We start from the raw sequence: 21,197 nt of genomic DNA, 5'->3' as shown, positions 1-21,197 counted from the left end.
CTGGCAGCCCGGGGCACGGTACAGCGCGGCATGAAGGCCGCAGCGCTGTTCATCCGGTGCCTGGAAAACGAGGGGGTTGAATACGTCTTTGGCATCCCCGGCGAGGAAAACCTCGACATCATGGATGCCCTGCTGGATTCCTCCATCCGCTTCATCACCGTGCGTCACGAGCAGGGCGCGGCCTTCATGGCCGATGTCTACGGCCGCCTGACCGATCGCGCCGGTGTCTGCCTCGCCACGCTGGGACCCGGGGCAACCAACCTGCTGACCGGTGTGGCCGATGCCAACATGGATCATGCGTCGCTGGTGGCGATCGCCGGCCAGGCCGCCACCACGCGCCTGCACAAGGAATCGCACCAGGTCCTGGACCTGACCCGTATCTTCGAGCCCGTAACCAAATACTCCGCGAGCCTGCTGGAGCCGGATATCATACCCGAGGTGGTGCGCAAGGCATTCAAGGTCGCGCTCACGCCCAAGCAGGGCGCCACCTTCATCGAGTTCCCGGAGAACGTCGCCGAGCTGGAAATCGACGCCGCGCCGCTGCCGGTCACGCGCTCCCCCGAGGCGGAGCCGCCGGCAGAGAAGGTGGCAGAGGCTGCGGCCCTGATCAGCACCGCGCGCAACCCGATCATCCTGGCCGGTAACGGCGTGGTGCGGGCCCGAGCCGCGCGTCAGCTCGCCGAGTTCGCCGAGCGCCTGAACATTCCCGTGGCCAATACCTTCATGGCCAAGGGGGTGATTCCGTTCCGGCATCCCTGCGCGCTGGGCAGCGCCGGACTGCAGGCCAACGACTATGTCAGCTGTGGCTTCGACCGTGCCGACCTGGTGATCTGTGTCGGCTACGACCTGGTCGAGTATCACCCCTACCTGTGGCACCCGTCGCGTGACCGGACCATCATCCACATCGACAATGCGCCCGCCGAGGTCGATGCGCACTATCCGGTACGGGTCGGCGTGACCGGCAATATCGGGCACAGCCTGGAACGTATCGCGGCCCGGGCCGTGCCCCATGAAGGTGCGCACATCCGGCCCCTGCGCGAACGCCTGATCGCCGAGATGAACCAGCACCGGGACGACACCGGCTTCCCGGTCAAGCCGCAGAAGATCATCTGGGACCTGCGTACCGTGCTGGGGCTGGAGGATATCGTGGTGTGCGACGTGGGCGCGCACAAGATGTGGATGGCGCGCATGTTCCGCTGCGAGCATCCGAACACCTGCATCATCTCCAACGGCTTCGCCAGCATGGGCATAGCGGTGCCCGGCGCCATCGCGGCCAAGCTGGCCTACCCCGAGCGCAACATCGTCGCGGTAACCGGGGACGCCGGCTTCATGATGAATTCCCAGGAGATCGAGACGGCCGTGCGCTGCCGCACCCCGATCGTGGTCCTGATCTGGAACGACAGCAGTTACGGCCTGATCGAGTGGAAGCAGATGAATCAATTCCGGCGCACGTCGAATGTCCACTTCGGCAACCCGGATTTTGTAAAATATGCCGAGGCCTTCGGTGCCAGGGGCTACCGGGTCGAGCAGACCGAAGACCTGCCGGCGATCCTGCGCGAGGCGCTTGCCGCCGACACGGTGAGCATCATTGATTGCCCGGTGGATTACCGGGAGAATGTCAAACTGACCGAGCAACTGGGATCACTGGTATGTCCGACCTGACCAAGTCCCAGTCCCAGCAGGCACCGGCCACCACCGGAACACCGTTCGAACCGGATACGCAAATGGGACAGAAAATCCGCCTGTTGAGCTACAACGTCCAGGCGGGCATACGCACGCACCGCTACCGGCATTATCTCACCCACAGCTGGAAGCACGTGTTGCCGCATGCGCAGCGCTTTCACAATCTGGACCGTGTCGCCCAGCTGGTGCGCGGCTACGATATCGTCGGCCTGCAGGAACTCGATGCCGGCAGCATCCGCAGCGGCTATGTGAACCTGACCGAGTACCTCAGCGAGAAATCGGGTATGCCGTTCTGGTATGACCAGACCAACCGCCGTATCGGCCGGCTCGCCCGCCACAGCACCGGTCTGCTGAGCCGCTTTCATCCGACCGAGATAGTGGAGCACCGGCTGCCGGGGAGAATACCCGGGCGCGGGGTGATGTTCATCCGCTACGGACACCAGGATGATGCGCTGATCGTGCTGATCCTGCACCTGGCGCTGGGCCGGCGCGCCCGGCTGATGCAGTTCGACTACATCAGCGAGATCGTCAACGAATACCGACACGTGGTGCTGATGGGCGACATGAACTGCCGTTCGGACAGCGCGGAGATGGAATATCTGATCAACCGCACGCTGATGCGCGAGCCCTTCCACGGTCTCGATACCTTCCCCAGCTGGCGGCCGCAGCACAATATCGATCACATACTCGTGACGCCGACGCTGCAGGTGGATCATGTCGGGGCGCTCAATTTCTCCCTCTCCGATCACCTGCCGGTGGAGATGGAGATCACCCTCCCGGATTCGGTGCGTCTCGACCACGCCGCCTGACGCCGGCGGCCTGCCGGCGCGCTTTCAGTCCGGCGGTACCGCCATGCGCATGGGCCTGCGCTGGCGCTGCGCCATCTCCCCGAGCTGCGTGCGCACTGCCTCGCGCCAGCCGTACTCGGGTTCGTAGCCGAGTTCGACACGGGCGCGATCGTTGTCCGCCTGTGTGTCGCGCAGCAGATGCACGATACTGCGCGTCACCAGCGGATCCCACGGCAGCAGCGGATCCAGCATCTCCAGCAGCCAGGCGAATGCGAATGCCGCCGGGAACGGTACGCTGAAATGCGGTAGCGGGCAGCCGGACTCCGCATGCAGATATCCGATCACCTCGCGCACGCTGGGTACCGTCGGCCCGACGATGTTGTAAGACCGGTAAGCTGCGGACGCCGGTGCCTGGACGGCGCGCAGGAAGGCCTGCCCGATATCGCGCCCGTCGACGATGGGCATGCCGGTGCGGCCGCCGGCCACCCAGGGTACCAGGTGCGTGCGCAGGCGCGGCAGCAGGATCGGCAACAGCCCCAGCCCGTAGCGATTCCCGGCGAACAGGCCGATGCGGAGATTGATGACGCTGAATCCGGTTCCGGCCAGCGCACGCAAGCGCTCCTCGATCGCAACGACGTTGCACAGATGCGGCCAGTAACGGCGCGGGATGCCGGCGCTGTCCGCGTCCGCGGAATGATCCGGTGCGGCCGCGCTGGTGGTGCTGACATTGATGAACCGGCGCACGCCGGCGGCGTGCGCGGCATCGATCAGACGCAGGACCGGTTCGAGAAAGCGCTCGCGCGAGTCCCGGCGGTGACCGTGGAGCGAGGTCCAGGCGGCGCACTGGCACACGGTGTCGACACCGCGGCACAGACCGTTCACATACGCCGCGTCGCGCAGATCGCCGCTGCGTATCTCGCCCGCGAACGGCACGGCCAGACGGGCACTGTCGCGGCAGGCGGCGATGGCGCGCAGCCCCGGCTGTCCGTCGAGCCGTTGCAGGACATGACTGCCGGTGAAGCCCGTGGCGCCGGTTACCAGAACCGTATGCATGCTATGCCGCTGTCGTCCAGTTCGCCCCGCGATTGTGCCCGGCGACGGCGGCGGCTGCCGCCGGGTACGCCTGCGGGGCCGCCCTCAGATGAACAGGCAGACGTCGGATTTCTGCGCGACGGGCAGGAAGGAGGTGGCGCCGACGTAGTCGGTGACCTCGGGGATGAAGTCACTGGAGTTGAAGCCGAAGACGTCGACGGTCATCTGGCAGGCGACCATTTTGACATCGGCTTCCAGACAGAGACTGCGCAGTTCCTCGACGCTGGCCACGCCCTTGTTCTTGAATGTCTTCTTCATGAGCCCGGTGGCCATTTTCTCGAAGCCGGGGACACCGGCCATGAGCAGGTTGGGCATCGGCCAGGAGAAGTTCTGGAACCACTTGGGACCGAAGGGCATCTTCATCGGCATGGCCGGATTGCCCAGCGGGCTGACCTCGGCGGTGATGTCCTTCTTCAGCAGCAGCAGGCCGTAGAAGGTGAAGAAGATGGTGACGTCCCAGCCCAGTGCGGCGGCGGTGGATGCCAGGATGAAGGGCGGATAGGCCCAGTCCAGCGTGCCCTTGGTGGCGATGATGGACATGGACGGGGTACGCGAGGCATCGATCTCTTCCAGTTTCTTCGGCAGCAGCTCGTCCAGCTTCTTGTCGAGCCACGCATCCAGCTGTGCGTTCCCTTGTACGTTCTCGGCGGTTGTTGACATGGAAATCTCCCGGTTGTGATTGACGGCTGTAGGTCAGGACTTTTCAATGACGAATACGAAACTATTGTCGGTCTCGGTGCTCGAGACCAGGCGATTCCCGGTCTGCGCGCAGAAGGCGCTCATGTCCTTTAACGCACCCGGATCGGTGGTCGTGATCTCGAGCAGGGCACCGCTGGCCAACTGGTTGAGCGCCTTGCGCGTGCGCAGAATCGGCAGCGGGCAGTTGAGTCCGCGGGCATCGAGTTTTGCTGTGACGACGGTCATGTCGGCCTCCTTTGATCAACTGTAACGAACAGTACAATATGTGTATATGCGATAATACTAATGCCGTCAAGTAATTTTGTACCGTCTGGTATATTATTTCGGTAGGTAGTGATAATGGTGTGTTATGGCGCGAACCAAACAATTCGACGAACAGCAGGTCTTGCAGGCGGCCATGCTGGTGTTCTGGGAGAAGGGCTATGACGCCACCTCGATCCAGGATCTGGAGCTGGCCACCGGCCTGAAGCGGACCAGCATCTACAACGCCTTCGGCAACAAACGCGCGCTGTTCGACCGCGTGCTGACCTGCTACAAGGAGTCCGTCATGGCGTCGCTGTTTGCCGCCATGGACAATGCTACGGATATACGGGCGGGGATCGAGCGCCTGCTGAATGCGGCGCTGGATGTCAACTACGACGAGCAGTATCCCGGCGGCTGTCTGGTGGTATTGTCGGTGCTGGAAAGCGGGCAGCATGACCCGGCGGCACGTACCGACCTGGAGCGTACGATGCAGGAACTGCGGCAGGGCCTGCAGTCGCGCATTGCCAGGGCGAAGAAGCGCGGAGAGCTGCGTGCCGGTATCGATGCGGGCGCGATAGCGACCGCCATTGCCTCCGTCATGGCCGGCATGATGGTGCTCGGGAAGGCGCGCTTCCCGCGCGCCACCTTACGCAAGGCGATCAACAGCATTCTCGCATTACTGGATTAGGCCGTTCAGCACGAGATCGGTGTAACCCACGATGCCCAGCACGTTATTGCCCTCGATTACCGGGGCGTAGGAGAAGCCCAGCATGTGAAACAGGCGGGCGCAATAGCGGATATCCATCTCCGGGTGCACGCCCACGACGGGTTTGGACATGACCTCGTAGACATTGACGCGCTCTGGCGCACGGTTGGCGGCAAGTACCTCGCGTGCGACGTCGGACAGCAGCACGATGCCGTATTCGTCGTTGACATGACGCTTGTCCACGATGAGTACGCGCGACTCGTTCTGCTTCATCAGCCGGAGTGCCTCGTCGACCATCATGAGGCCGTCGACCAGCTGGAAGTGGCTGGTCATGACATCCCTGACCCTGACCGGATCCTGCTCGCTCATAGCTTTTCCTCCACGACTTTGTGCAACTTGCTAACCTGCCGGCTCACTCCCACGGCGTCCTCTACGTCCAGCTGGAATGCAATGCCGGTGCCGGGGTGCGCCTCGAAACCGCCGATTTCGGCGATCGTCTCGAGGATCTCGCGGCTCATGTGCTCCTCGACCAGGAACATCAGCATGTCACGCTGCGTATCAAGGCTGAGGCCGAAGAAGGTCTTGGCCTGCTGGATACCCTCGCCGCGTACCTGGCTGAGCACGCTTGCGCCGGTGGCGCCGGCCTTGCGTGCGGCATCCAGCACGATATCGGTCTTGCCGTCCTCGACCAGGGCAATGATCAGTTTGAAGTGCATGTCAGCTTACCTCGTCTACTGTTGTAGTCTTCCGGAAAGTCCGGTTACGTATCATCCTCAGCTTCGCGGGCTGCAGATCTCCTGGACCACCATTCGCTGAGCTGGGCATAAGCCATGACCGACATGATCGGGAACAGGCTGGCGAACGCGATCAGTCCGAAACCGTCCAGCAGCGGGCTGCGGCCGGGTATGGTGCTGGCCAGACCCAGACCCAGCGCGGCAACCAGCGGTACTGTCACCGTCGAGGTGGTCACGCCGCCGGAATCGTACGCCAGCGCGATGATCAGGCGCGGTGCATACAAGGTCTGGAAGATGACGATGATGTATCCGGCGATGATGTAGTAATGCAGCGGCGTACCGGTGACGATGCGGAAGGCGCCGAGTGCGATGCCGACGGCCACACCGATTGCCACGGCGATGCGCAGGCCCCAGACGCGGATCGCGCCGGCGGAAACCTGCTGGGCCTTGAGGGCGACGGCGATCAGCGAGGGTTCGGCGATGGTGGTGGAAAAGCCGATAGCGGCGGCGAACAGGTAGATCCAGAAATAATGATGCCATGCCCCCGGCTGGGTGGCTGCCCCCTCGACGACGCCCAGGAAGGCAGGATCGGTCAGCTGCCTGGCCATGGTGCGGCCAACGGGGAACAGCGCCTCCTGCAGTCCGACCAGGAACAGCGTCAGGCCGATCAGCACGTAGACGAAGCCGGTCAGGACGCTCTTCAGGTTGGGCACGGGCTGACGCAGGACGACCAGCTGGAAGCCGAAGATGATCGCGGCGATGGGCAAGACGTCCGTGATCGTCGCCAGCGCGGTATCGAACAGGTCGTGCAGAATTCCCATCACACGATCATCCCGTAACCCATGACGAAGATCATCGGTGTCAGCGACGCGAAGGCGATCAGCCCGAAACCGTCGACCATGGGGTTGCGGCCACGGATACTCTGGGCGAGGCCGACGCCCAGGGCAGTAACCAGCGGGACGGTGACGGTAGAGGTGGTGACGCCGCCGGAATCGTAGGCGATGCCGATGATCTCCGGCGGTGCGAACGCCGTCATGATGACCACGCCGATATATCCGCCGATAATGAAATACTGGATGGGCCAGCCGCGGATGATCCGGAACACGCCGACCATGATGGCTATCCCGACCGATATCGCCACGGTGATGCGCAAGCCCAGGGCGTAGCGCTCGAGCGCGCTTTCCTCCTTCTGGATGACGCCGCCTTCCGCGGCGACCTGTGCCGCCTCGTCGGCCACGGCCGTCAGCGCCGGTTCGGCGATGGTAGTGCCGAACCCCAGGGCAAAGGCGAACGCGAGCAGCCAGAGCAGCTTGGCCTTTCTGGCGAAGGCGTAGGCGATGGACTCGCCGATGGGGAACAGGCCCTGCTCCAGGCCGCGGATGAAGAACGCCAGTCCCAGGACCACCATCAGGCAGCCGGCCAGGATGCGACCGAACTCAGGGAACGGCTGCTGGATCACCACCAGCTGGAAGAAGGCGACCACGAGGACGATGGGCAGCAGGTCGCGTACGCTTGACAGCACTGAGTCGAGAAAGCGGCGCAGCTGTTTCAAGGCGGAAGATCCTTGTCATCGTTATGGGGTCGCCACGATAGACGCAGCGTAACACGGAGCAGAGTCGCTGGTTAACCGCAGCGGCAAAAAAACGGATGATGCACGGCATGCCGCTGTCAAGCGCTCAACTGGCGCGTTCGTACCAGGCGCGGCTGGCATTGGCGAACGCGACGACGGTCAGCATTACCGGGACCTCGACCAGCACGCCGACCACGGTGGCCAGTGCCGCACCCGAACCGATGCCGAACAGGCTGATGGCAGTGGCGACGGCCAACTCGAAGAAATTGCTGGCACCGATCAGGGCGGCGGGCGCGGCCACCGCATGCGCGACACCCAGGCGGCGGCTCAGCAGGTAGGCCAGTCCCGCGTTGAAATAGACCTGCAGGACGATGGGTATGGCAAGCAGCAGTATGACGAGCGGCTGTTCCAGGATCTGGCGGCCCTGAAAACCGAACAGCAGGACCAGTGTCAGCAACAGTGCCGCGATCGACACGGGTTGCAGGATTTGCAGCAGGCGGGACAGGCGGGCGACGCCCTGCTGCAGGCCCAGCAGCCAGCGCCGTAAGGCAGCTGCCGCGGTCACCGGCAGCACGATGTAGAGCAGTACCGACAGCGCCAGCGTATCCCAGGGTACGGCGATCGATGCCATGCCGAGCAGCAGGGCCACGATCGGCGCGAATGCGAACACCATGATCACGTCGTTGAGCGCCACCTGGGACAGGGTGAAACCCGGGTGGCCATTGGTCAGGTGACTCCAGACGAAGACCATGGCGGTGCAGGGTGCGGCAGCAAGCAGGACCAGCCCCGCGATATAGCTGTCGATCTGTGCTGCCGGCAGCCAGGGTGCGAAGAGTATGCGGATGAACAGCCACCCGAGCAGCGCCATGGAGAAGGGCTTGATCGCCCAGTTGACGAACAGCGTGACGCCGACGCCGCGCAGGTGATGCCGCACCTCGCGCAGGGCGTGAAAGTCGATCTTGAGCAGCATGGGCAGGATCATCAGCCAAACCAGCGCCGCCACCGGCAGGTTGACGCGTGCGAGCTCCAGGCCGCCGATGGCGTGAAACACGCCGGGCGTGAGATGGCCAAGGCCGATACCGGCAGCGATGCACAACAATACCCACAGGCTCAGGTAACGTTCGAACAGACTCATGGTCGGTGCCCCCGCTGGTACGCCGGTCCGGCCTACTGGCCGCTGCTGGCGAGGTCCGCCAGGAGTGTCTCTACCCGCTGCCGGATCTCGTCGCGGCTGGCGCGGAATACCGCCATCACCTCGGCGTCACTACCGGATGCACGGGCCGGGTCGTTCAGCGGCCAGTGGATCCTGCGCACGCCGGCCGGCACGGCCGGGCAGTGCTCGTCGGCATGACCGCAGACCGTGACCAGGATATCCGCGGCGGCCAGCATGGCTGCGGTGACAACGGTGGATTCCTGTGCGGAGATATCGATGCCGGCTTCGCGCATGACTTCGATCGCGCGCGGGTTCTTGCCATGGGCCTCGATGCCGGCTGACTGGATGGTGTGCCGGTCGCCGCCAAAGTGGCGCGCCCAGCCCTCCGCCATCTGCGAGCGGCAGGAATTGCCGGTGCACAGGAACAGGATGTTCATGGCACTAGCAGCAGGACGGTCCGGTGCGCGGGGCGCAGCAGGCGCCCGCCGCCGGCGCGCTGCTGAAGGTCGGGACCGCTTCCAGGGTGTGGAAGGCCTCCCACGCGATGCCCTGTGGGTCCTGGGTCCAGTACTTGTCGGAGCGGGCGTAACAGCAGGTCGTACCCTCCTGTGCGGCACCCTCGATTCCGGCCCGCTGCAGGCGGTCGCGGATCGCGGCGAGCGCGGCAGCGTCCTCGGCCTGAATGCCGACATGGTCGAGCCCGGCTTGGCCGCCGCGGCAGGAGATGGCGAAGTTCACGGCCGGGTCCGCGAGTTCCCATTTTGCGTAGTCCGGCTTGTTGACGCTCGGCGGCGTCCCGAACAGGGTAGTGTAGAAACGGATGTTCTGCGCCAGGTCAGCGACGCTGATATGGATGTGCATGCGTGCCATCGGTGTGATCCTCGGTTGGGTTAGGCGCAGCAGGCGGCGCCCGGGCGATTGGGCATTCCATGCAGGCTGGCCCGGTCGCCGCAAAATGGCGGCGTGTCAGCGTTGCCGCGCAGCGTCTCCTGCAGGACGCCGTGTGCCCAGCCGGGCAGATCCGGGTTGATGCGGTAGTACATCCACTGGCCGGCGCGGCGAGCCTGCAACACGCCGCTCTCGCGCAGGTGTGACAGGTGGCGCGAGATCTTGGGTTGCGAAAGCTCCAGGGCGTGCGTCAGTTCGCACACGCACAGTTCACCTTCGGCGGCCAGCAGCAGCAGGACCCGCAGGCGGGTGGCATCGGCCAGCATCTGGAACAGGAGGTCGGGCGTGATAGGCATGCACTATATATACGTTATAGCATATATATGCGCAAGCAGATATTTATGATGTGAATATTATTCTATTAAAACAAACGGATATGAGGCGCACCGCTAGAAATGTGGCTTGACCGGTGCGTCCTTGAAACGCTCGATGCTGGCCAGAATTTCCGCGCGCGCGGCATCGATACCGTCCCAGCCCTCGATCCTGACCCACTTGTTCGGTTCCAGATCCTTGTAGTGCTCGAAGAAATGCGCGATCGAGGCAGGCAGCTCTGGCGGGAGGTCGTCACGGCTCCGAACCTGGCGGTAATGGGTGGAGAGGCGGTCGATGGGAACGGCGAGGATCTTGGCATCCGGTCCGGATTCGTCGGTCATGCGCAGGATGCTGATAGGACGGCAGCGGATGACGGCGCCGCTGATCAGCGGGACCGGTGTGACGACGAGTACGTCCACCGGGTCGCCGTCTTCCGAGAGTGTATGCGGGATATAGCCGTAGTTGCACGGATAGTGCATGGCGGTATCCATGAAGCGATCGACGAACATGGCGCCGGTGCGCTTGTCGACCTCGTATTTCACCGGGTCGCTGTGGGCTGGTATCTCGATGATGACATTGATGTTATCCGGCACATCGTCGCCGGAAGGAACCCTGTCGAGATTCATGACGCCCCCTCTGGGTCATACCCCGTGCGTCGCGCACCAGCAGGTCCGGTACGGCATGCAAAAATGGCGCGCCCGACAGGAATCGAACCTGTGACCTTCGGCTTCGGAAACCGACACTCTATCCAACTGAGCTACGGGCGCATCCGGTGCCGCCTCCGGTGACGGCCAGGTGGCCGTCACCGGAGGCGGCAGGCAAGCATACCGTCTGCCGGCAGGCGGGTCCATGGCCGAGTGGCGGGTGCCGGCGGTGCGGCAATTTCATGAGTCCAGCCTTTTCAGTATAATCCGGCCCACCCGGCAGCCGGGGCCCGATTCAGCCGTTGCCACCATACAACCCAAAATATTCAGGAGATTACCTTGAGTCAGGACAAACAGTTTTACAGCACGTTCTTCACCATCATGGGTGGCCTCGCAATCCTTGCGATCATCCTGGTCATGATCGCCAGCAATCTGACCACCGATGTGGCCGAATACAAGCCGGATGAAGTGGTGGTCGAGAACATCGCCCCCGTCGGGCAGGTGAACACGAGTACGCAGGAGGCGGCGGCGCCGGCTCCTGCTGCAGCAGGCGCTGAGACCCCCGCGGCCGCCGCAGGCGGCGAGCCGGCCGCTGCCGCACCCGCCGTGGTCGCAGCCAAGTCCGGCGAGCAGGTCTACAACGGCAGCTGTGCCGCCTGTCACGGCACCGGTGCGGCGGGCGCGCCCAAGATGGGTGATGCCGCGGCCTGGGCGCCACGGGCAGCCAAGGGTATCGACGGCCTGCTCGCCAACGCCACGACCGGGCTCAATGCGATGCCGCCCAAGGGCCTCTGCATGACCTGCACCGATGCCGAACTCAGGGCGGCCATCGAATACATGGTCAACAACAGCCGGTAATCCTGCTGTTGCAGGCACCAGACGGGCTGCCCTCGGCAGCCCTTTTTTTTGCCCCGGCCGCAGGCGGAGGATATGCCTGACACCCCGATCCCGGCTCGATCGGCCGGCCCCGCGCCGGGCTCTAAAGGAAAACTTCCGGGTAACGATATCGTCTATATATAAGAGTCTGTCGCACAAGCCGAGGTGGCGGAAGGGGGTGTGCGATAGGTTCTAGGGGGCGGGGCAGCGACAGTTGCCGCGAGAATAAGCAGGTCATTGCCGGAGTTCTTGCACGATGAGCACCACACGCATGCTGGCGCTGCAACAGTCATCGTTACTCGATGGCGCCAACGGCCCCTGGCTGGAGGCGCTCTACGAGAGCTGGCTGCGTGATCCCGCCTCGGTCGATGAACGCTGGCATGCCTGGTTCCGCGAACTGCCGCGGGTCAACGGCCAGGAAGTCGACGATGTTTTCCACTCCGAGCTGCGCGCGGAATTCTCCCGGCTGACCGGTCATCTGCGCGGGCACCGTATCGCACGGGTGACCGAGACGCGCCTGCGCTACGAGCAGAAGCAGGTGCGGGTGCTGCAGCTCATCAACGCCTACCGCTTCCGCGGGCATCAGTACGCCTGGACCGATCCCTTGCGAGAGGCGCCGCCGCGGCCGGCCAACGAGCTGGATCTGCGTTATCACGAGTTGTCGGAGGAGGATCTCCACACCGTATTCCGTACCGGCTCGCTGGTCGGGCCGGAACAGGCGACCCTGGAACACATCCTCGCCGCGCTCAACCGCACCTATTGCGGCACGATCGGCGCGGAGTACATGCACATCTCGGAGACGGAAGAAAAGCGCTGGATCCAGCAGCGGCTCGAGAGCGTGCGGTCGCACCCAGGCATCGCTGCCGACAGGCAGGCATGGCTGCTGCAGCGGCTGACCGCGGCGGAAGGCATCGAGCGCTACCTGCATTCGAAATACGTGGGCCAGAAGCGCTTTTCGCTGGAGGGCGGCGAGAGCCTCATCCCGCTCATGGGCGAACTGATCGACCGGGCCGGGGAGCAGGGCATCAAGGAGATCGTGATCGGCATGTCGCATCGCGGTCGACTCAACGTGCTGGTGAATATCCTGGGCAAGCTGCCATCCATGCTGTTTTCCGAGTTCGAGGGCCAGCACAGCAAGGAGCTGACCTCGGGCGACGTGAAGTACCACCAGGGCTTTTCCTCGAATATCGTCACCCGCGGCGGCCAGGTGCATCTGGCGCTGGCATTCAATCCCTCGCACCTGGAGATCGTATCGCCGGTGGTGCAGGGTTCGGTGCGGGCACGTCAGCACCGCTATCGTGATTTCAAGGGTGGTCGCATCCTGCCGGTGGTAATTCACGGTGATTCCGCCTTCGCCGGCCAGGGCGTGGTCATGGAGACCTTGAACATGTCCGGTCTGCGTGGTTTCACCACGCACGGAACGGTCCATGTCGTGGTGAACAACCAGATCGGCTTCACCACCAGCCAGGCCAGGGACGCACGCTCCACGCTCTATTGCACCGATGTGGCGAAAATGGTCGACGCGCCGATTTTCCACGTCAACGGCGATGACCCCGAGGCGGTGCTGTTCATCACCCAGGTCGCGCTCGATTACCGGATGACCTTCAGTAAGGATGTCGTCATCGACCTGGTCTGCTACCGCCGTCATGGTCACAACGAGGCCGATGAGCCGGCCGCAACCCAACCTGGCATGTATCGGGATATCCGTAACCTGCCGACGACACGCACGCTCTATGCGGAGCGGCTGGCCGAACAGCAGGTGATAACCGCGGCCGCGGCGGAAGAGATGGCGCTGCAGTACCGCAGCCTGCTGGATGCCGGCCAGAGCGTGACGCCGTCGGTCACACTCGGTCAACCGGTCGACCCGGCTGTCGCCGTGAAGTGGAAAAATTACCGCGGTCATACCTGGGATCAGCCCTGCGATACCACCATCGACAAGCAGATCCTGGTCGGGCTGTCCGAGCGCCTGCAGCAGCTGCCGATCGGGTTCGAGCTGCACCCGCGTGTCGCCCGTATCATGGAAGACCGGCGCAAGATGGCTGCCGGTGCGCTGCCGGTCGACTGGGGATTCGCCGAGTCGCTGGCCTTTGCCAGCCTGCTGCACGAAGGCTTCCCGATACGGATTTCCGGCCAGGACAGCGAGCGTGGCACCTTCTTCCACCGCCACGCGGTGCTGCACAACCAGAACAGCAACGACATCTGGGTGCCGCTGAAGAACATTGCCGCTGACCAGCCGGACTTCCTGATCTTTGATTCCATGCTGTCCGAGGAGGCGGTCCTTGCCTTTGAATACGGATATGCCACGACGGAACCCGAAACACTCACCATCTGGGAGGCGCAATACGGCGATTTCGCGAATGTCGCCCAGGTGGTGATCGACCAGTTCATCACCTCGGGCGAGGCGAAATGGGGCAGGCTCTGCGGCCTCACGCTGCTGCTGCCGCACGGCTACGAAGGCCAGGGCCCGGAACATTCATCGGCGCGTCTCGAGCGCTTTCTGCAGCTGTGTGTCGACCACAACATCCAGGTCTGCAACCCGACGACACCGGCACAGATGTTCCACATGCTGCGCCGGCAGATGATCCGGCCTTTGCGCCGTCCGCTGGTGGTGATGGCGCCGAAGAGCCTGTTACGTCACAAGCTGGCAACATCCACGCTCGAGGAGCTCGCGCACGGGCATTTCCAGCCGGTGATCGGCGACCCGGATGCTGGCGACTGCAGTGCCATCACCCGGCTCGTCATGTGCAGCGGCCGCGTTTACTACGACCTGCTGGAGCGCAAGCGCGCCGAGCAGCTCGGTCATGTCGGACTGTTGCGGGTAGAGCAGCTGTATCCGTTTCCGTGGCGTCTGCTGCGCGAGGAGCTGTCGCGCTACCCCGGCGTGCGCGAGTATGTATGGTGCCAGGAGGAACCGCAGAACCAGGGCGCCTGGTATGCGGCGCGCCACAAGTTCGAGGAACTGATTGGCGCTGAAAATAAACTTATCTATACTGGCCGCGCTGCATCGTCGGCACCGGCCGTCGGTTATGCCAGCGTGCACGTCGAGCAACAGGAGCGGCTGGTGATGCAGGCGCTGGGCCTGGCGGACTGACGGACGCGCCGGATTGCTGCCATGGCGCCGGGAATCGATCAACGACGGGAGCGGATGCGCAATGGCGACTGAACTCAGGGTGCCTGCATTGCCGGAATCTGTCAGCGACGGCGTGGTGGCCTGCTGGCACAAGCAGCCGGGCGACATCATCAGGCGCGACGAGGCCTTGGTCGACATCGAGACCGACAAGGTCGTACTCGAGGTGCCGGCACCCGAGGACGGTATCCTCGATTCCATCCTGGCCGGAGACGGCGCCACGGTCGTGCCCGATCAGGTGCTCGCCGTCATCCGCAGCAACGGCGCAGCGACAGACTCCGCGCAGCCTGCCACCGGCAGCACAGCGGCGACGCCCGCCGCCGTTGCCGGTGCGGGCGACGACACGCTGAGTCCGGCGGTGCGCAAGCTGGTCGCCGACCATGACCTGGATCCCCGCCATATCTACGGCAGCGGCAAGGGTGGCCGTATCACCAAGGGTGACGTGCTGGCGCATCTCGCAGAGCAGGCAGCAACGCCTGCGCCAGCGATGCAGGAGTCACCGCCCGCACCCGTGGTGCAGGTGGCGGCCGGCACACCGGGATTGCCGCTGATCGAGGAAGACCGTCCGCAGAAGCGTGTGCCGATGTCGCGGCTGCGGGCACGTATCGCCGAGCGCATGCTCGCCGCCACGCAGTCAACCGCCATGCTGACGACGTTCAACGAAGTCAATATGGAGCCGGTCAAGACGCTGCGCGAGCGGCATCGTGAGGCATTCGAAAAGGTGCACGGCGTGCGTCTTGGATACATGTCGTTCTTCGTGCGTGCCGCGGCCGAGGCGCTCAAGCGGCATCCGGATATCAACGCCTCGATAGATGGCGATGACATCGTCTATCACGGCTTCTGCGATATCGGCGTGGCGATCAGCACCGACCGCGGGCTGGTCGTGCCGATCCTGCGCAATGCGGAATACATGAGCCTGGCGGAGATCGAGACCGAGGTGCTGGCGTTTGCGACGCGCGCCCGCGACGGCAAGCTTGCGATCGAGGACATAACCGGAGGCACCTTTTCCATCACCAACGGCGGCGTATTCGGCTCGATGCTGTCCACGCCGATCCTGAATCCGCCCCAGAGCGCGATTCTCGGCATGCACAGGATTCAGGACCGGGCGGTGGTGGTGAATGGCGAGGTGGTCGTGCGGCCGATGATGTATCTGGCACTGACCTACGACCATCGCATCGTGGATGGCAAAAGCGCCGTTACCTTCCTCAAGACCATAGTCGAGCTGCTGGAAGATCCGGCGGCGATGCTGCTCGACATCTAGCGTGACGGGGCGCGGCGCCGCGCCGGGCGGAGCGGCCGTGGCGACTGCCGGCACGGCACGGAAGGCAGGCAGAAATGAGCGAAACCTATGACGTTATCGTGATCGGTGCCGGCCCCGCCGGATACGTGGCCGCGCTGCGTTGCGCGCAACTCGGGCTGCGTACCGCCTGTGTCGATGACTGGCTCGACGGTGCCGGCCGGCCGGTGCTGGGCGGTACCTGCCTGAACGCCGGCTGCATCCCTTCCAAGGCGCTGCTGGAAAGCTCGGAGCTCTACGAGCGCGTCGAGTCAGGGGTCGCGGCGCACGGCATCGGGGTGAATGGCGTGACCCTCGATGTGCCTGCCATGATCGCGCAGAAGGATACCATCGTGCGCGACCTGACCGGCGGTATCGCCGCACTGTTCAAGACGGCTGGGATCACCTGGATAGCCGGCCGCGGCCAGTTGTTGCCGGAACGACAGGTCAGTATCGAAGCGCACGCCGGAGAGCGGCGGACGATCGGTGCGCGGCATGTCATCCTTGCTACCGGCTCACGCCCGATCGAGCTGGATGCCGCGCCGCTGCAGGGAGAGGTCATCGTTGACTCCGCAGGGGCGCTGAACTGGCGCAGCGTCCCGCGCCGGCTGGGCATCATCGGCGCCGGCGTGATCGGCCTCGAACTGGGCAGTATCTGGCGCCGCCTCGGCGCCGAGGTGACCCTGCTCGAGGCCCAGGACCGTTTTCTTGCGATGGCCGACCGGCAGCTGGCGAACGCCGCACTCAAGCTCTACACGCGGCAGGGGCTGGACATCCGTCTGGGCGCACTGGTCAGCTCGACCCGGACCGGCAGCGATGGTGTCGCCATCGATTACCAGGATGCCGGCGGGACGCACAGCCTGACCGTCGACCGGCTGATCGTCGCCGTGGGGCGTCGCCCGTGTACCGAGTCGCTGGCTACGCCGGCAGCAGGACTGCTGCTCGACGAGCGCGGTTACATCCATGTCGATGACGACTGCGCGACCAATCTGCCCGGCGTGTACGCCATCGGGGATACCGTGCGCGGACCCATGCTGGCCCACAAGGGCTCTGAGGAGGGCATGGCCGTGGCTGAGCGCATTGCCGGTCAGCAGGGCGCGGTGAATTACGCCACGATCCCGGCCGTGATCTATACCCACCCGGAGATCGCCTGGGTCGGCCAGAGCGAGGAGGCATTGCGCCATGCCGGCATCGCGTTCCACAGCGGCATTTTCCCCTTCGCGGCCAGCGGGCGGGCGCGTGCCATGCAGGCACCCGAGGGTATGATCAAGGTGCTCAGCGATGCCGGCGACGACCGCGTGTTGGGCGTGCATATCCTGGGCGCGCAGGCGTCCGAGCTGATCGGACAGGCCGTGCTCGCCATGGAGTTCGGCGCCAGCAGCGAGGACATCGCGCGTACGGTGTTCGCGCATCCGACGCTGTCCGAGGCACTGCACGAGGCGGCGCTAGATGTCGACAACCGTGCCATTCACGTCGGCAGGAGCCGGCGCCGGCCGCCGGAGGGCTAGGGCGCCGCTGATCAAATCCGGAATTCCGGTGATGGCGAGCACAGCGCAGCGATCTCATGCCATGAGATCACCCGTTGGAGATTGCCGCGGAACGCAGTTTCTCAATGAGCAATGCTTCCGCGCTACCCTGGATCGCAATTCCGCGCGTCGGGCGCCTTCCACCTGCCTGCATGATCCCGGTGCAGCGCGCACAATTAAGGTGCGGCGACCCGGGCAGGCAGCGCATGAATTGCAGCAGAATCAGCCGCGTGTCCTGTGGTGCGGTTCTTGCAAGCATGTTGCGGTAACGCCTGCGGCGGGGAGGGACGCATGCAGAAGCGCTGGTTACAGATCAGGGGTGACCCGTCGATCCGCCGGTTCCTGTTCAGCCAGTCCCGCATCACCAGCGTGTTCGACGCGCAGCTCGACAAGGTCATCGACACGGTGGAACACCTGCTGCGCGAACGCGGCATCTTCCACGCCAAGATTCACTTCTCGAGCGGCCAGGTGACGCTGTGGTCGCTCGCCGATCCGTACAATTACCAGGTCTATATCAAAGAGGAATTTCTTGCCCGCCGCTTGCGCCGCTGTTTCGATTACACTCCCTATCCGGTCAATGCCACCGTGCCGCCGCAGCGGATACGCGCAGTGCTGGAGATCTTCCGTGATCTGCGTCTACGAGATGCGACCGTCTATCTGCGTGCCGGTTCGCTGAATATCATCAACGGCATGGTCGGGCTGGTCTTCTCATGCGACGGCAGTCATTACATCGACTATCAGGATTTCATCAGCCGCAGCAACAACGTGTATTGCTGAGGCGCCGCTTTGCGCTCCGGCCTTAGCCGCCACCCTCGCCGGACGCTGTGGCCTCGACCTGTTTCGGATTGAGCCACTCCGTCAGCAGCGCGTAGGAGACGGCCAGTATCACCGGCCCCAGGAATACCCCGATGAAGCCGAAGGCCAGCAGGCCGCCCAGTACCCCCATGAACACCAGTAGCAACGGCAATGCACCGCCGCGGCTGATCAGAAACGGCTTGACGACATTGTCGATGCTGCTGATCAGCACCAGGCCCCACAGGGCGAGAAAGATGGCCATGCCGGTCTTGCCCTGGAAATACAACCAAGCCGCAGCGGGAATCCAGACCAACGGTGGTCCCATCGGCAGGATGGACAGGAAGAATGTCAGCAGTCCGAGCAGCATGGCGCCGGGCACACCCGCGATCCAGAATCCGATCAGTGCAAGGACGGACTGTGCCAGCGCGGTGCCCAGGATGCCGTTGACCACGCGCGAAATGGTGCCGGCCGTCACCTCGATCAGGTTGCGGGCGCGGTGTCCGGTCAGGCGCTCCATGACGGCCTGCACGCGCCTGGTGATGGCCGGGCCGTCGCGATAGAAGAAAAAGCAGATCAGCACGCTGAAACTGATCAGTACCACGCCCTGCCCCAGAGCGGTGCCGGCCTGGATGGCCCAGCTGCGCAGGGGCAGTCGCTGCAGCAGTTCACGCACCTGCACCAGCAGGGTGCCCTCGTCCTCCTGCATGATACTGAGCCATTTCCCCTGCAGGTAGCTACCGGCGAGGGGGATGTTCTGCAGCCAGTCCGGTGGCGGCTGCAGCGGTCGATTGAGCGCCTCGCGCAACAACCGCAGCAGTTCGACGGCGTTGTCCGCCAGGCTTACGCCCATCACCGCGAACGGCGTCACCAGGGTGAGCAGCAGCAGGATGGTCATCGCCATGGCTGCTGCGCCGGGCCGGTTACGCAGACGTGCCAGCAGCCATTCATAGACCGGCCAGGAAGCGTAAGCCAGCACGGCGGCAAGGATCAGCGAAATGATGAACGGTCGCAGCACCACGACAGTGCCGATGACCAGCAGCGACAACAGGGCAACGGCGGCCATCATCTCCAGGCGTCTGATTGGATACACGTTGCTTGCTCCACGGTTGGTCGGGTCAGGGCCTAGAACCTAGCGCATAATGCCACGTGGCCGCGACCGTGGCGATGTTGCCTGCTGGCGCGGCAGGCGTGAAGTGGCCGATGCTACCCGAGCGGCGCGCAACGAGGCCAGCCGGGGTCGCAAGGCCTGTGTCTGCGACACTGTGAGTTCCCGTCCATCGCCGCGGGCGGTATGCACGCTTGCAGCAGGCGGCGGCCGTGTGGCGGGCCGGGAGAGCGGTAAGACGCGCTCGACCATCGTCTAGAGCGCGGCGGCCAAGCCACTGGCGCCGATGCGTTCCAAACAGGCAAGCTCCTGAATTTATCGTGTTTTATACCCTGTCTATTGATCTATTTAGTTTCCAGAGCAATAAAGATTGTGTTATATGGATATAAAAGTGCGGTTATGCGTGTCGCTATGCGTAAGACCGGGCACTGCTTGCGAGCAACACCATCCGGGACGCGCGCGTCGCGTACGGCTGCAAATATCGAGGGATAGTGCATTCCCGTGTAGACGGGGCACGACAGGGGCTTGAACATTCAGGAGGATTAAATGGCACACGTGGTAGTGTTGGGCGCTGGGACCGGCGGTATGCCGGCAGCATATGAATTGCGCGCGGAACTGGGCAAGGAGCACAAGGTCACCGTCGTCAACGAGTCGGATCATTTCCAGTTCGTACCGTCGAACCCCTGGGTGGGCGTCGGCTGGCGCAAGCGCAAGGACATCACCTTCCCGCTGGCCCCGCCGCTGAACCGGAAGAATATCGATTTCATCGCCGGCAAGGTGACCCGCATCGACCCGGCGGCCAATCGCCTGGAACTCGCCGGCGGCCAGGGCGTTGATTACGATTACCTGGTGATCGCCACCGGACCGCGGCTTGCCTTCGAAGAGGTGTCCGGTTCCGGTCCCGAGGGGCACACGCTGTCCATCTGCACCATCGACCACGCCGAGAAGGCACACACGGCATACGAGCAGCTGCTGGAGAATCCCGGTCCCGTCATCATCGGTGCGATGCCGTTTGCCAGTTGTTTCGGACCGGCCTACGAGTATGCCTTCATCATGGATGCCGATCTGCGCAAGCGCCGTATGCGCAAGAAGATTCCGATGACCTTCGTCACCAGCGAACCTTACATCGGTCATCTCGGGCTGGGCGGCGTGGGTGACTCCAAGGGCATGCTGGAAAGCGAGCTGCGCCAGCATGACATCAAGTGGGTGACCAACGCCAAGGTGGTCAAGGTCGAGGCCGGCAAGATGTTCGTCGAGCAGTACGACAAGGACGGCAAGAAGGTGCAGGATCTCGAGTTGCCGTTCAACTACTCGATGATGCTGCCGGCGTTCAAGGGCGTCGATTGCGTCGCCGCAGTCGAGGGCCTGTGCAACCCGCGCGGCTTCGTGATCGTTGACGAGTACCAGCGCAGCCCGAAGTACAACAACATCTACTCCGCCGGCGTGTGCATCGCAATCCCACCGGTCGAGGCCACCCCGGTTCCGACGGGTGCGCCGAAGACCGGCTACATGATCGAATCGATGGTGACCGCGATCGTGCATAACATCAGCGATGACATCAAGGGCAACAAGCTGTCCCATCGCGGTACCTGGAACGCCATCTGCCTGGCCGACATGGGCGATACCGGTGCCGCCTTCGTGGCGCTGCCTCAGATCCCGCCGCGCAATGTTGCCTGGATGAAGAAGGGCAAGTGGGTGCACCTGGCGAAGATCGCCTTTGAGAAATACTTCATCCGCAAGATGAAGAAGGGATCCTCGGAACCCATCTACGAGAAGTACATCCTCAAGGCACTGGGCATCAACCGTCTGGAAGAACACTAGCAGGCGTGTCCGCCCCGCCCGCCGTGGCGGGGCGGCGTATTTCCAGGGTCAGAAATCAGCGTGCAACGGCGTGTCTGCCGTACCGTGCTGTGCGGTCGG

At 63.8% G+C, this 21,197-nt stretch carries 22 protein-coding genes and 1 tRNA gene; 9 read left to right on the top strand and 14 right to left on the bottom strand.

What is annotated here, in order from left to right; genetic code table 11:
• The first annotated feature begins 30 nt into the window (after positions 1 to 30).
• Both R3F42_03670 and R3F42_03665 read left to right on the top strand, forming a co-directional pair.
• A complete protein-coding gene (locus tag R3F42_03670; protein ID MEZ5541122.1) occupies positions 31 to 1,662 on the top strand; it encodes an acetolactate synthase large subunit in 1,632 nt (543 codons plus the stop codon).
• Entirely contained in the window at positions 1,650 to 2,492 is an 843-nt protein-coding gene (locus R3F42_03665; GenBank protein ID MEZ5541121.1) for an endonuclease/exonuclease/phosphatase family protein, read from the top strand. The genes R3F42_03670 and R3F42_03665 overlap by 13 nt, the downstream gene beginning before the upstream one ends.
• Positions 2,493 to 2,516: 24 nt before the next feature.
• Here R3F42_03665 and R3F42_03660 read toward each other — a convergent pair whose 3' ends face one another.
• The 3 genes from R3F42_03660 to R3F42_03650 all read right to left on the bottom strand — a co-directional run bounded on the left by R3F42_03660 (position 2,517) and on the right by R3F42_03650 (position 4,487).
• Entirely contained in the window at positions 2,517 to 3,524 is a 1,008-nt protein-coding gene (locus tag R3F42_03660; protein ID MEZ5541120.1) for an NAD-dependent epimerase/dehydratase family protein, read from the bottom strand.
• An 84-nt stretch (positions 3,525 to 3,608) separates the two neighbouring features.
• On the bottom strand, positions 3,609 to 4,223 hold the full coding sequence (locus R3F42_03655; GenBank protein ID MEZ5541119.1) for a DsrE/DsrF/DrsH-like family protein: 615 nt from the start codon (positions 4,221 to 4,223) through the stop codon (positions 3,609 to 3,611).
• 33 nt (positions 4,224 to 4,256) lie between these two features.
• Entirely contained in the window at positions 4,257 to 4,487 is a 231-nt protein-coding gene (locus tag R3F42_03650) for a sulfurtransferase TusA family protein (protein ID MEZ5541118.1), read from the bottom strand.
• Between the two features lie 124 nt (positions 4,488 to 4,611).
• On the opposite strand from R3F42_03650, the gene R3F42_03645 reads away from it, so the two are divergent.
• Entirely contained in the window at positions 4,612 to 5,193 is a 582-nt protein-coding gene (locus R3F42_03645) for a TetR/AcrR family transcriptional regulator (protein MEZ5541117.1), read from the top strand.
• Here the strand turns inward: R3F42_03645 and R3F42_03640 are convergent.
• The 10 genes from R3F42_03640 to R3F42_03595 all read right to left on the bottom strand — a co-directional run bounded on the left by R3F42_03640 (position 5,182) and on the right by R3F42_03595 (position 10,695).
• Complete coding sequence (locus R3F42_03640) at positions 5,182 to 5,580, bottom strand: CBS domain-containing protein (GenBank protein MEZ5541116.1); 399 nt, start codon at positions 5,578 to 5,580, stop codon at positions 5,182 to 5,184. The genes R3F42_03645 and R3F42_03640 overlap by 12 nt on opposite strands.
• A complete protein-coding gene (locus tag R3F42_03635; protein ID MEZ5541115.1) occupies positions 5,577 to 5,927 on the bottom strand; it encodes a P-II family nitrogen regulator in 351 nt (116 codons plus the stop codon). Before R3F42_03635 ends, R3F42_03640 begins: the two co-directional genes overlap by 4 nt.
• 44 nt (positions 5,928 to 5,971) lie before the next feature.
• Complete coding sequence (locus tag R3F42_03630; protein ID MEZ5541114.1) at positions 5,972 to 6,766, bottom strand: DUF1538 domain-containing protein; 795 nt, start codon at positions 6,764 to 6,766, stop codon at positions 5,972 to 5,974.
• Positions 6,766 to 7,497, bottom strand: coding sequence for a DUF1538 domain-containing protein (locus R3F42_03625; GenBank protein MEZ5541113.1), 732 nt, complete (start codon positions 7,495 to 7,497; stop codon positions 6,766 to 6,768). Before R3F42_03625 ends, R3F42_03630 begins: the two co-directional genes overlap by 1 nt.
• A 124-nt stretch (positions 7,498 to 7,621) precedes the next feature.
• Positions 7,622 to 8,650, bottom strand: coding sequence for an ACR3 family arsenite efflux transporter (arsB, locus tag R3F42_03620; GenBank protein ID MEZ5541112.1), 1,029 nt, complete (start codon positions 8,648 to 8,650; stop codon positions 7,622 to 7,624).
• 32 nt (positions 8,651 to 8,682) lie between these two features.
• Complete coding sequence (gene arsC / locus R3F42_03615) at positions 8,683 to 9,105, bottom strand: arsenate reductase (thioredoxin) (GenBank protein MEZ5541111.1); 423 nt, start codon at positions 9,103 to 9,105, stop codon at positions 8,683 to 8,685.
• Between the two features lie 4 nt (positions 9,106 to 9,109).
• A complete protein-coding gene (locus tag R3F42_03610) occupies positions 9,110 to 9,538 on the bottom strand; it encodes an ArsI/CadI family heavy metal resistance metalloenzyme (GenBank protein ID MEZ5541110.1) in 429 nt (142 codons plus the stop codon).
• A 20-nt stretch (positions 9,539 to 9,558) separates the two neighbouring features.
• A complete protein-coding gene (locus R3F42_03605; GenBank protein ID MEZ5541109.1) occupies positions 9,559 to 9,912 on the bottom strand; it encodes a metalloregulator ArsR/SmtB family transcription factor in 354 nt (117 codons plus the stop codon).
• Between the two features lie 93 nt (positions 9,913 to 10,005).
• Positions 10,006 to 10,554, bottom strand: coding sequence for an inorganic diphosphatase (gene ppa / locus R3F42_03600; protein MEZ5541108.1), 549 nt, complete (start codon positions 10,552 to 10,554; stop codon positions 10,006 to 10,008).
• Between the two features lie 64 nt (positions 10,555 to 10,618).
• Positions 10,619 to 10,695, bottom strand: a tRNA-Arg gene (locus R3F42_03595).
• A 216-nt stretch (positions 10,696 to 10,911) separates the two neighbouring features.
• On the opposite strand from R3F42_03595, the gene R3F42_03590 reads away from it, so the two are divergent.
• From R3F42_03590 to R3F42_03570, 5 genes are all read left to right on the top strand, one after another.
• Complete coding sequence (locus tag R3F42_03590) at positions 10,912 to 11,430, top strand: c-type cytochrome (protein MEZ5541107.1); 519 nt, start codon at positions 10,912 to 10,914, stop codon at positions 11,428 to 11,430.
• 274 nt (positions 11,431 to 11,704) lie between these two features.
• A complete protein-coding gene (locus R3F42_03585) occupies positions 11,705 to 14,539 on the top strand; it encodes a 2-oxoglutarate dehydrogenase E1 component (GenBank protein MEZ5541106.1) in 2,835 nt (944 codons plus the stop codon).
• Between the two features lie 61 nt (positions 14,540 to 14,600).
• The gene (odhB, locus tag R3F42_03580; protein MEZ5541105.1) at positions 14,601 to 15,836 is read left to right on the top strand and encodes a 2-oxoglutarate dehydrogenase complex dihydrolipoyllysine-residue succinyltransferase; all 1,236 of its coding nucleotides are present in this window, start codon (positions 14,601 to 14,603) and stop codon (positions 15,834 to 15,836) included.
• A gap of 74 nt (positions 15,837 to 15,910) precedes the next feature.
• Positions 15,911 to 17,359, top strand: coding sequence for a dihydrolipoyl dehydrogenase (gene lpdA / locus R3F42_03575; GenBank protein MEZ5541104.1), 1,449 nt, complete (start codon positions 15,911 to 15,913; stop codon positions 17,357 to 17,359).
• A 309-nt stretch (positions 17,360 to 17,668) separates the two neighbouring features.
• Positions 17,669 to 18,154, top strand: coding sequence for a hypothetical protein (locus R3F42_03570; GenBank protein MEZ5541103.1), 486 nt, complete (start codon positions 17,669 to 17,671; stop codon positions 18,152 to 18,154).
• A 22-nt stretch (positions 18,155 to 18,176) separates the two neighbouring features.
• On the opposite strand, the gene R3F42_03565 is transcribed toward R3F42_03570, so the two are convergent.
• Entirely contained in the window at positions 18,177 to 19,262 is a 1,086-nt protein-coding gene (locus R3F42_03565) for an AI-2E family transporter (GenBank protein ID MEZ5541102.1), read from the bottom strand.
• Between the two features lie 561 nt (positions 19,263 to 19,823).
• Between R3F42_03565 and R3F42_03560 the strand changes: the two genes are divergently transcribed.
• Positions 19,824 to 21,098: an FAD/NAD(P)-binding oxidoreductase gene (locus R3F42_03560; protein MEZ5541101.1), complete on the top strand. Its 1,275-nt coding sequence runs from the start codon at positions 19,824 to 19,826 to the stop codon at positions 21,096 to 21,098.
• The last annotated feature ends 99 nt before the right edge of the window (positions 21,099 to 21,197 follow it).

The organism is Pseudomonadota bacterium (genome assembly GCA_041395565.1).
In the GTDB taxonomy this organism is placed as follows: Bacteria; Pseudomonadota; Gammaproteobacteria; order UBA9214; family UBA9214; genus UBA9214.
This window is presented reverse-complemented; position numbering and strand designations above follow the sequence as displayed.

Coding starts and splice junctions, on each gene's coding strand:
- R3F42_03630 (MEZ5541114.1), bottom strand. CDS start 6,766: ATGGGAATTCTGCACGACCTGTTCGATACCGCGCTGGCGACGATCACG.
- ppa (MEZ5541108.1), bottom strand. CDS start 10,554: ATGAATCTCGACAGGGTTCCTTCCGGCGACGATGTGCCGGATAACATC.
- R3F42_03650 (MEZ5541118.1), bottom strand. CDS start 4,487: ATGACCGTCGTCACAGCAAAACTCGATGCCCGCGGACTCAACTGCCCG.
- R3F42_03570 (MEZ5541103.1), top strand. CDS start 17,669: ATGCAGAAGCGCTGGTTACAGATCAGGGGTGACCCGTCGATCCGCCGG.
- R3F42_03640 (MEZ5541116.1), bottom strand. CDS start 5,580: ATGAGCGAGCAGGATCCGGTCAGGGTCAGGGATGTCATGACCAGCCAC.
- R3F42_03560 (MEZ5541101.1), top strand. CDS start 19,824: ATGGCACACGTGGTAGTGTTGGGCGCTGGGACCGGCGGTATGCCGGCA.
- lpdA (MEZ5541104.1), top strand. CDS start 15,911: ATGAGCGAAACCTATGACGTTATCGTGATCGGTGCCGGCCCCGCCGGA.
- R3F42_03635 (MEZ5541115.1), bottom strand. CDS start 5,927: ATGCACTTCAAACTGATCATTGCCCTGGTCGAGGACGGCAAGACCGAT.
- R3F42_03665 (MEZ5541121.1), top strand. CDS start 1,650: ATGTCCGACCTGACCAAGTCCCAGTCCCAGCAGGCACCGGCCACCACC.
- R3F42_03605 (MEZ5541109.1), bottom strand. CDS start 9,912: ATGCCTATCACGCCCGACCTCCTGTTCCAGATGCTGGCCGATGCCACC.
- arsB (MEZ5541112.1), bottom strand. CDS start 8,650: ATGAGTCTGTTCGAACGTTACCTGAGCCTGTGGGTATTGTTGTGCATC.
- R3F42_03660 (MEZ5541120.1), bottom strand. CDS start 3,524: ATGCATACGGTTCTGGTAACCGGCGCCACGGGCTTCACCGGCAGTCAT.
- arsC (MEZ5541111.1), bottom strand. CDS start 9,105: ATGAACATCCTGTTCCTGTGCACCGGCAATTCCTGCCGCTCGCAGATG.
- R3F42_03585 (MEZ5541106.1), top strand. CDS start 11,705: ATGAGCACCACACGCATGCTGGCGCTGCAACAGTCATCGTTACTCGAT.
- R3F42_03670 (MEZ5541122.1), top strand. CDS start 31: ATGAAGGCCGCAGCGCTGTTCATCCGGTGCCTGGAAAACGAGGGGGTT.
- R3F42_03610 (MEZ5541110.1), bottom strand. CDS start 9,538: ATGGCACGCATGCACATCCATATCAGCGTCGCTGACCTGGCGCAGAAC.
- R3F42_03645 (MEZ5541117.1), top strand. CDS start 4,612: ATGGCGCGAACCAAACAATTCGACGAACAGCAGGTCTTGCAGGCGGCC.
- odhB (MEZ5541105.1), top strand. CDS start 14,601: ATGGCGACTGAACTCAGGGTGCCTGCATTGCCGGAATCTGTCAGCGAC.
- R3F42_03655 (MEZ5541119.1), bottom strand. CDS start 4,223: ATGTCAACAACCGCCGAGAACGTACAAGGGAACGCACAGCTGGATGCG.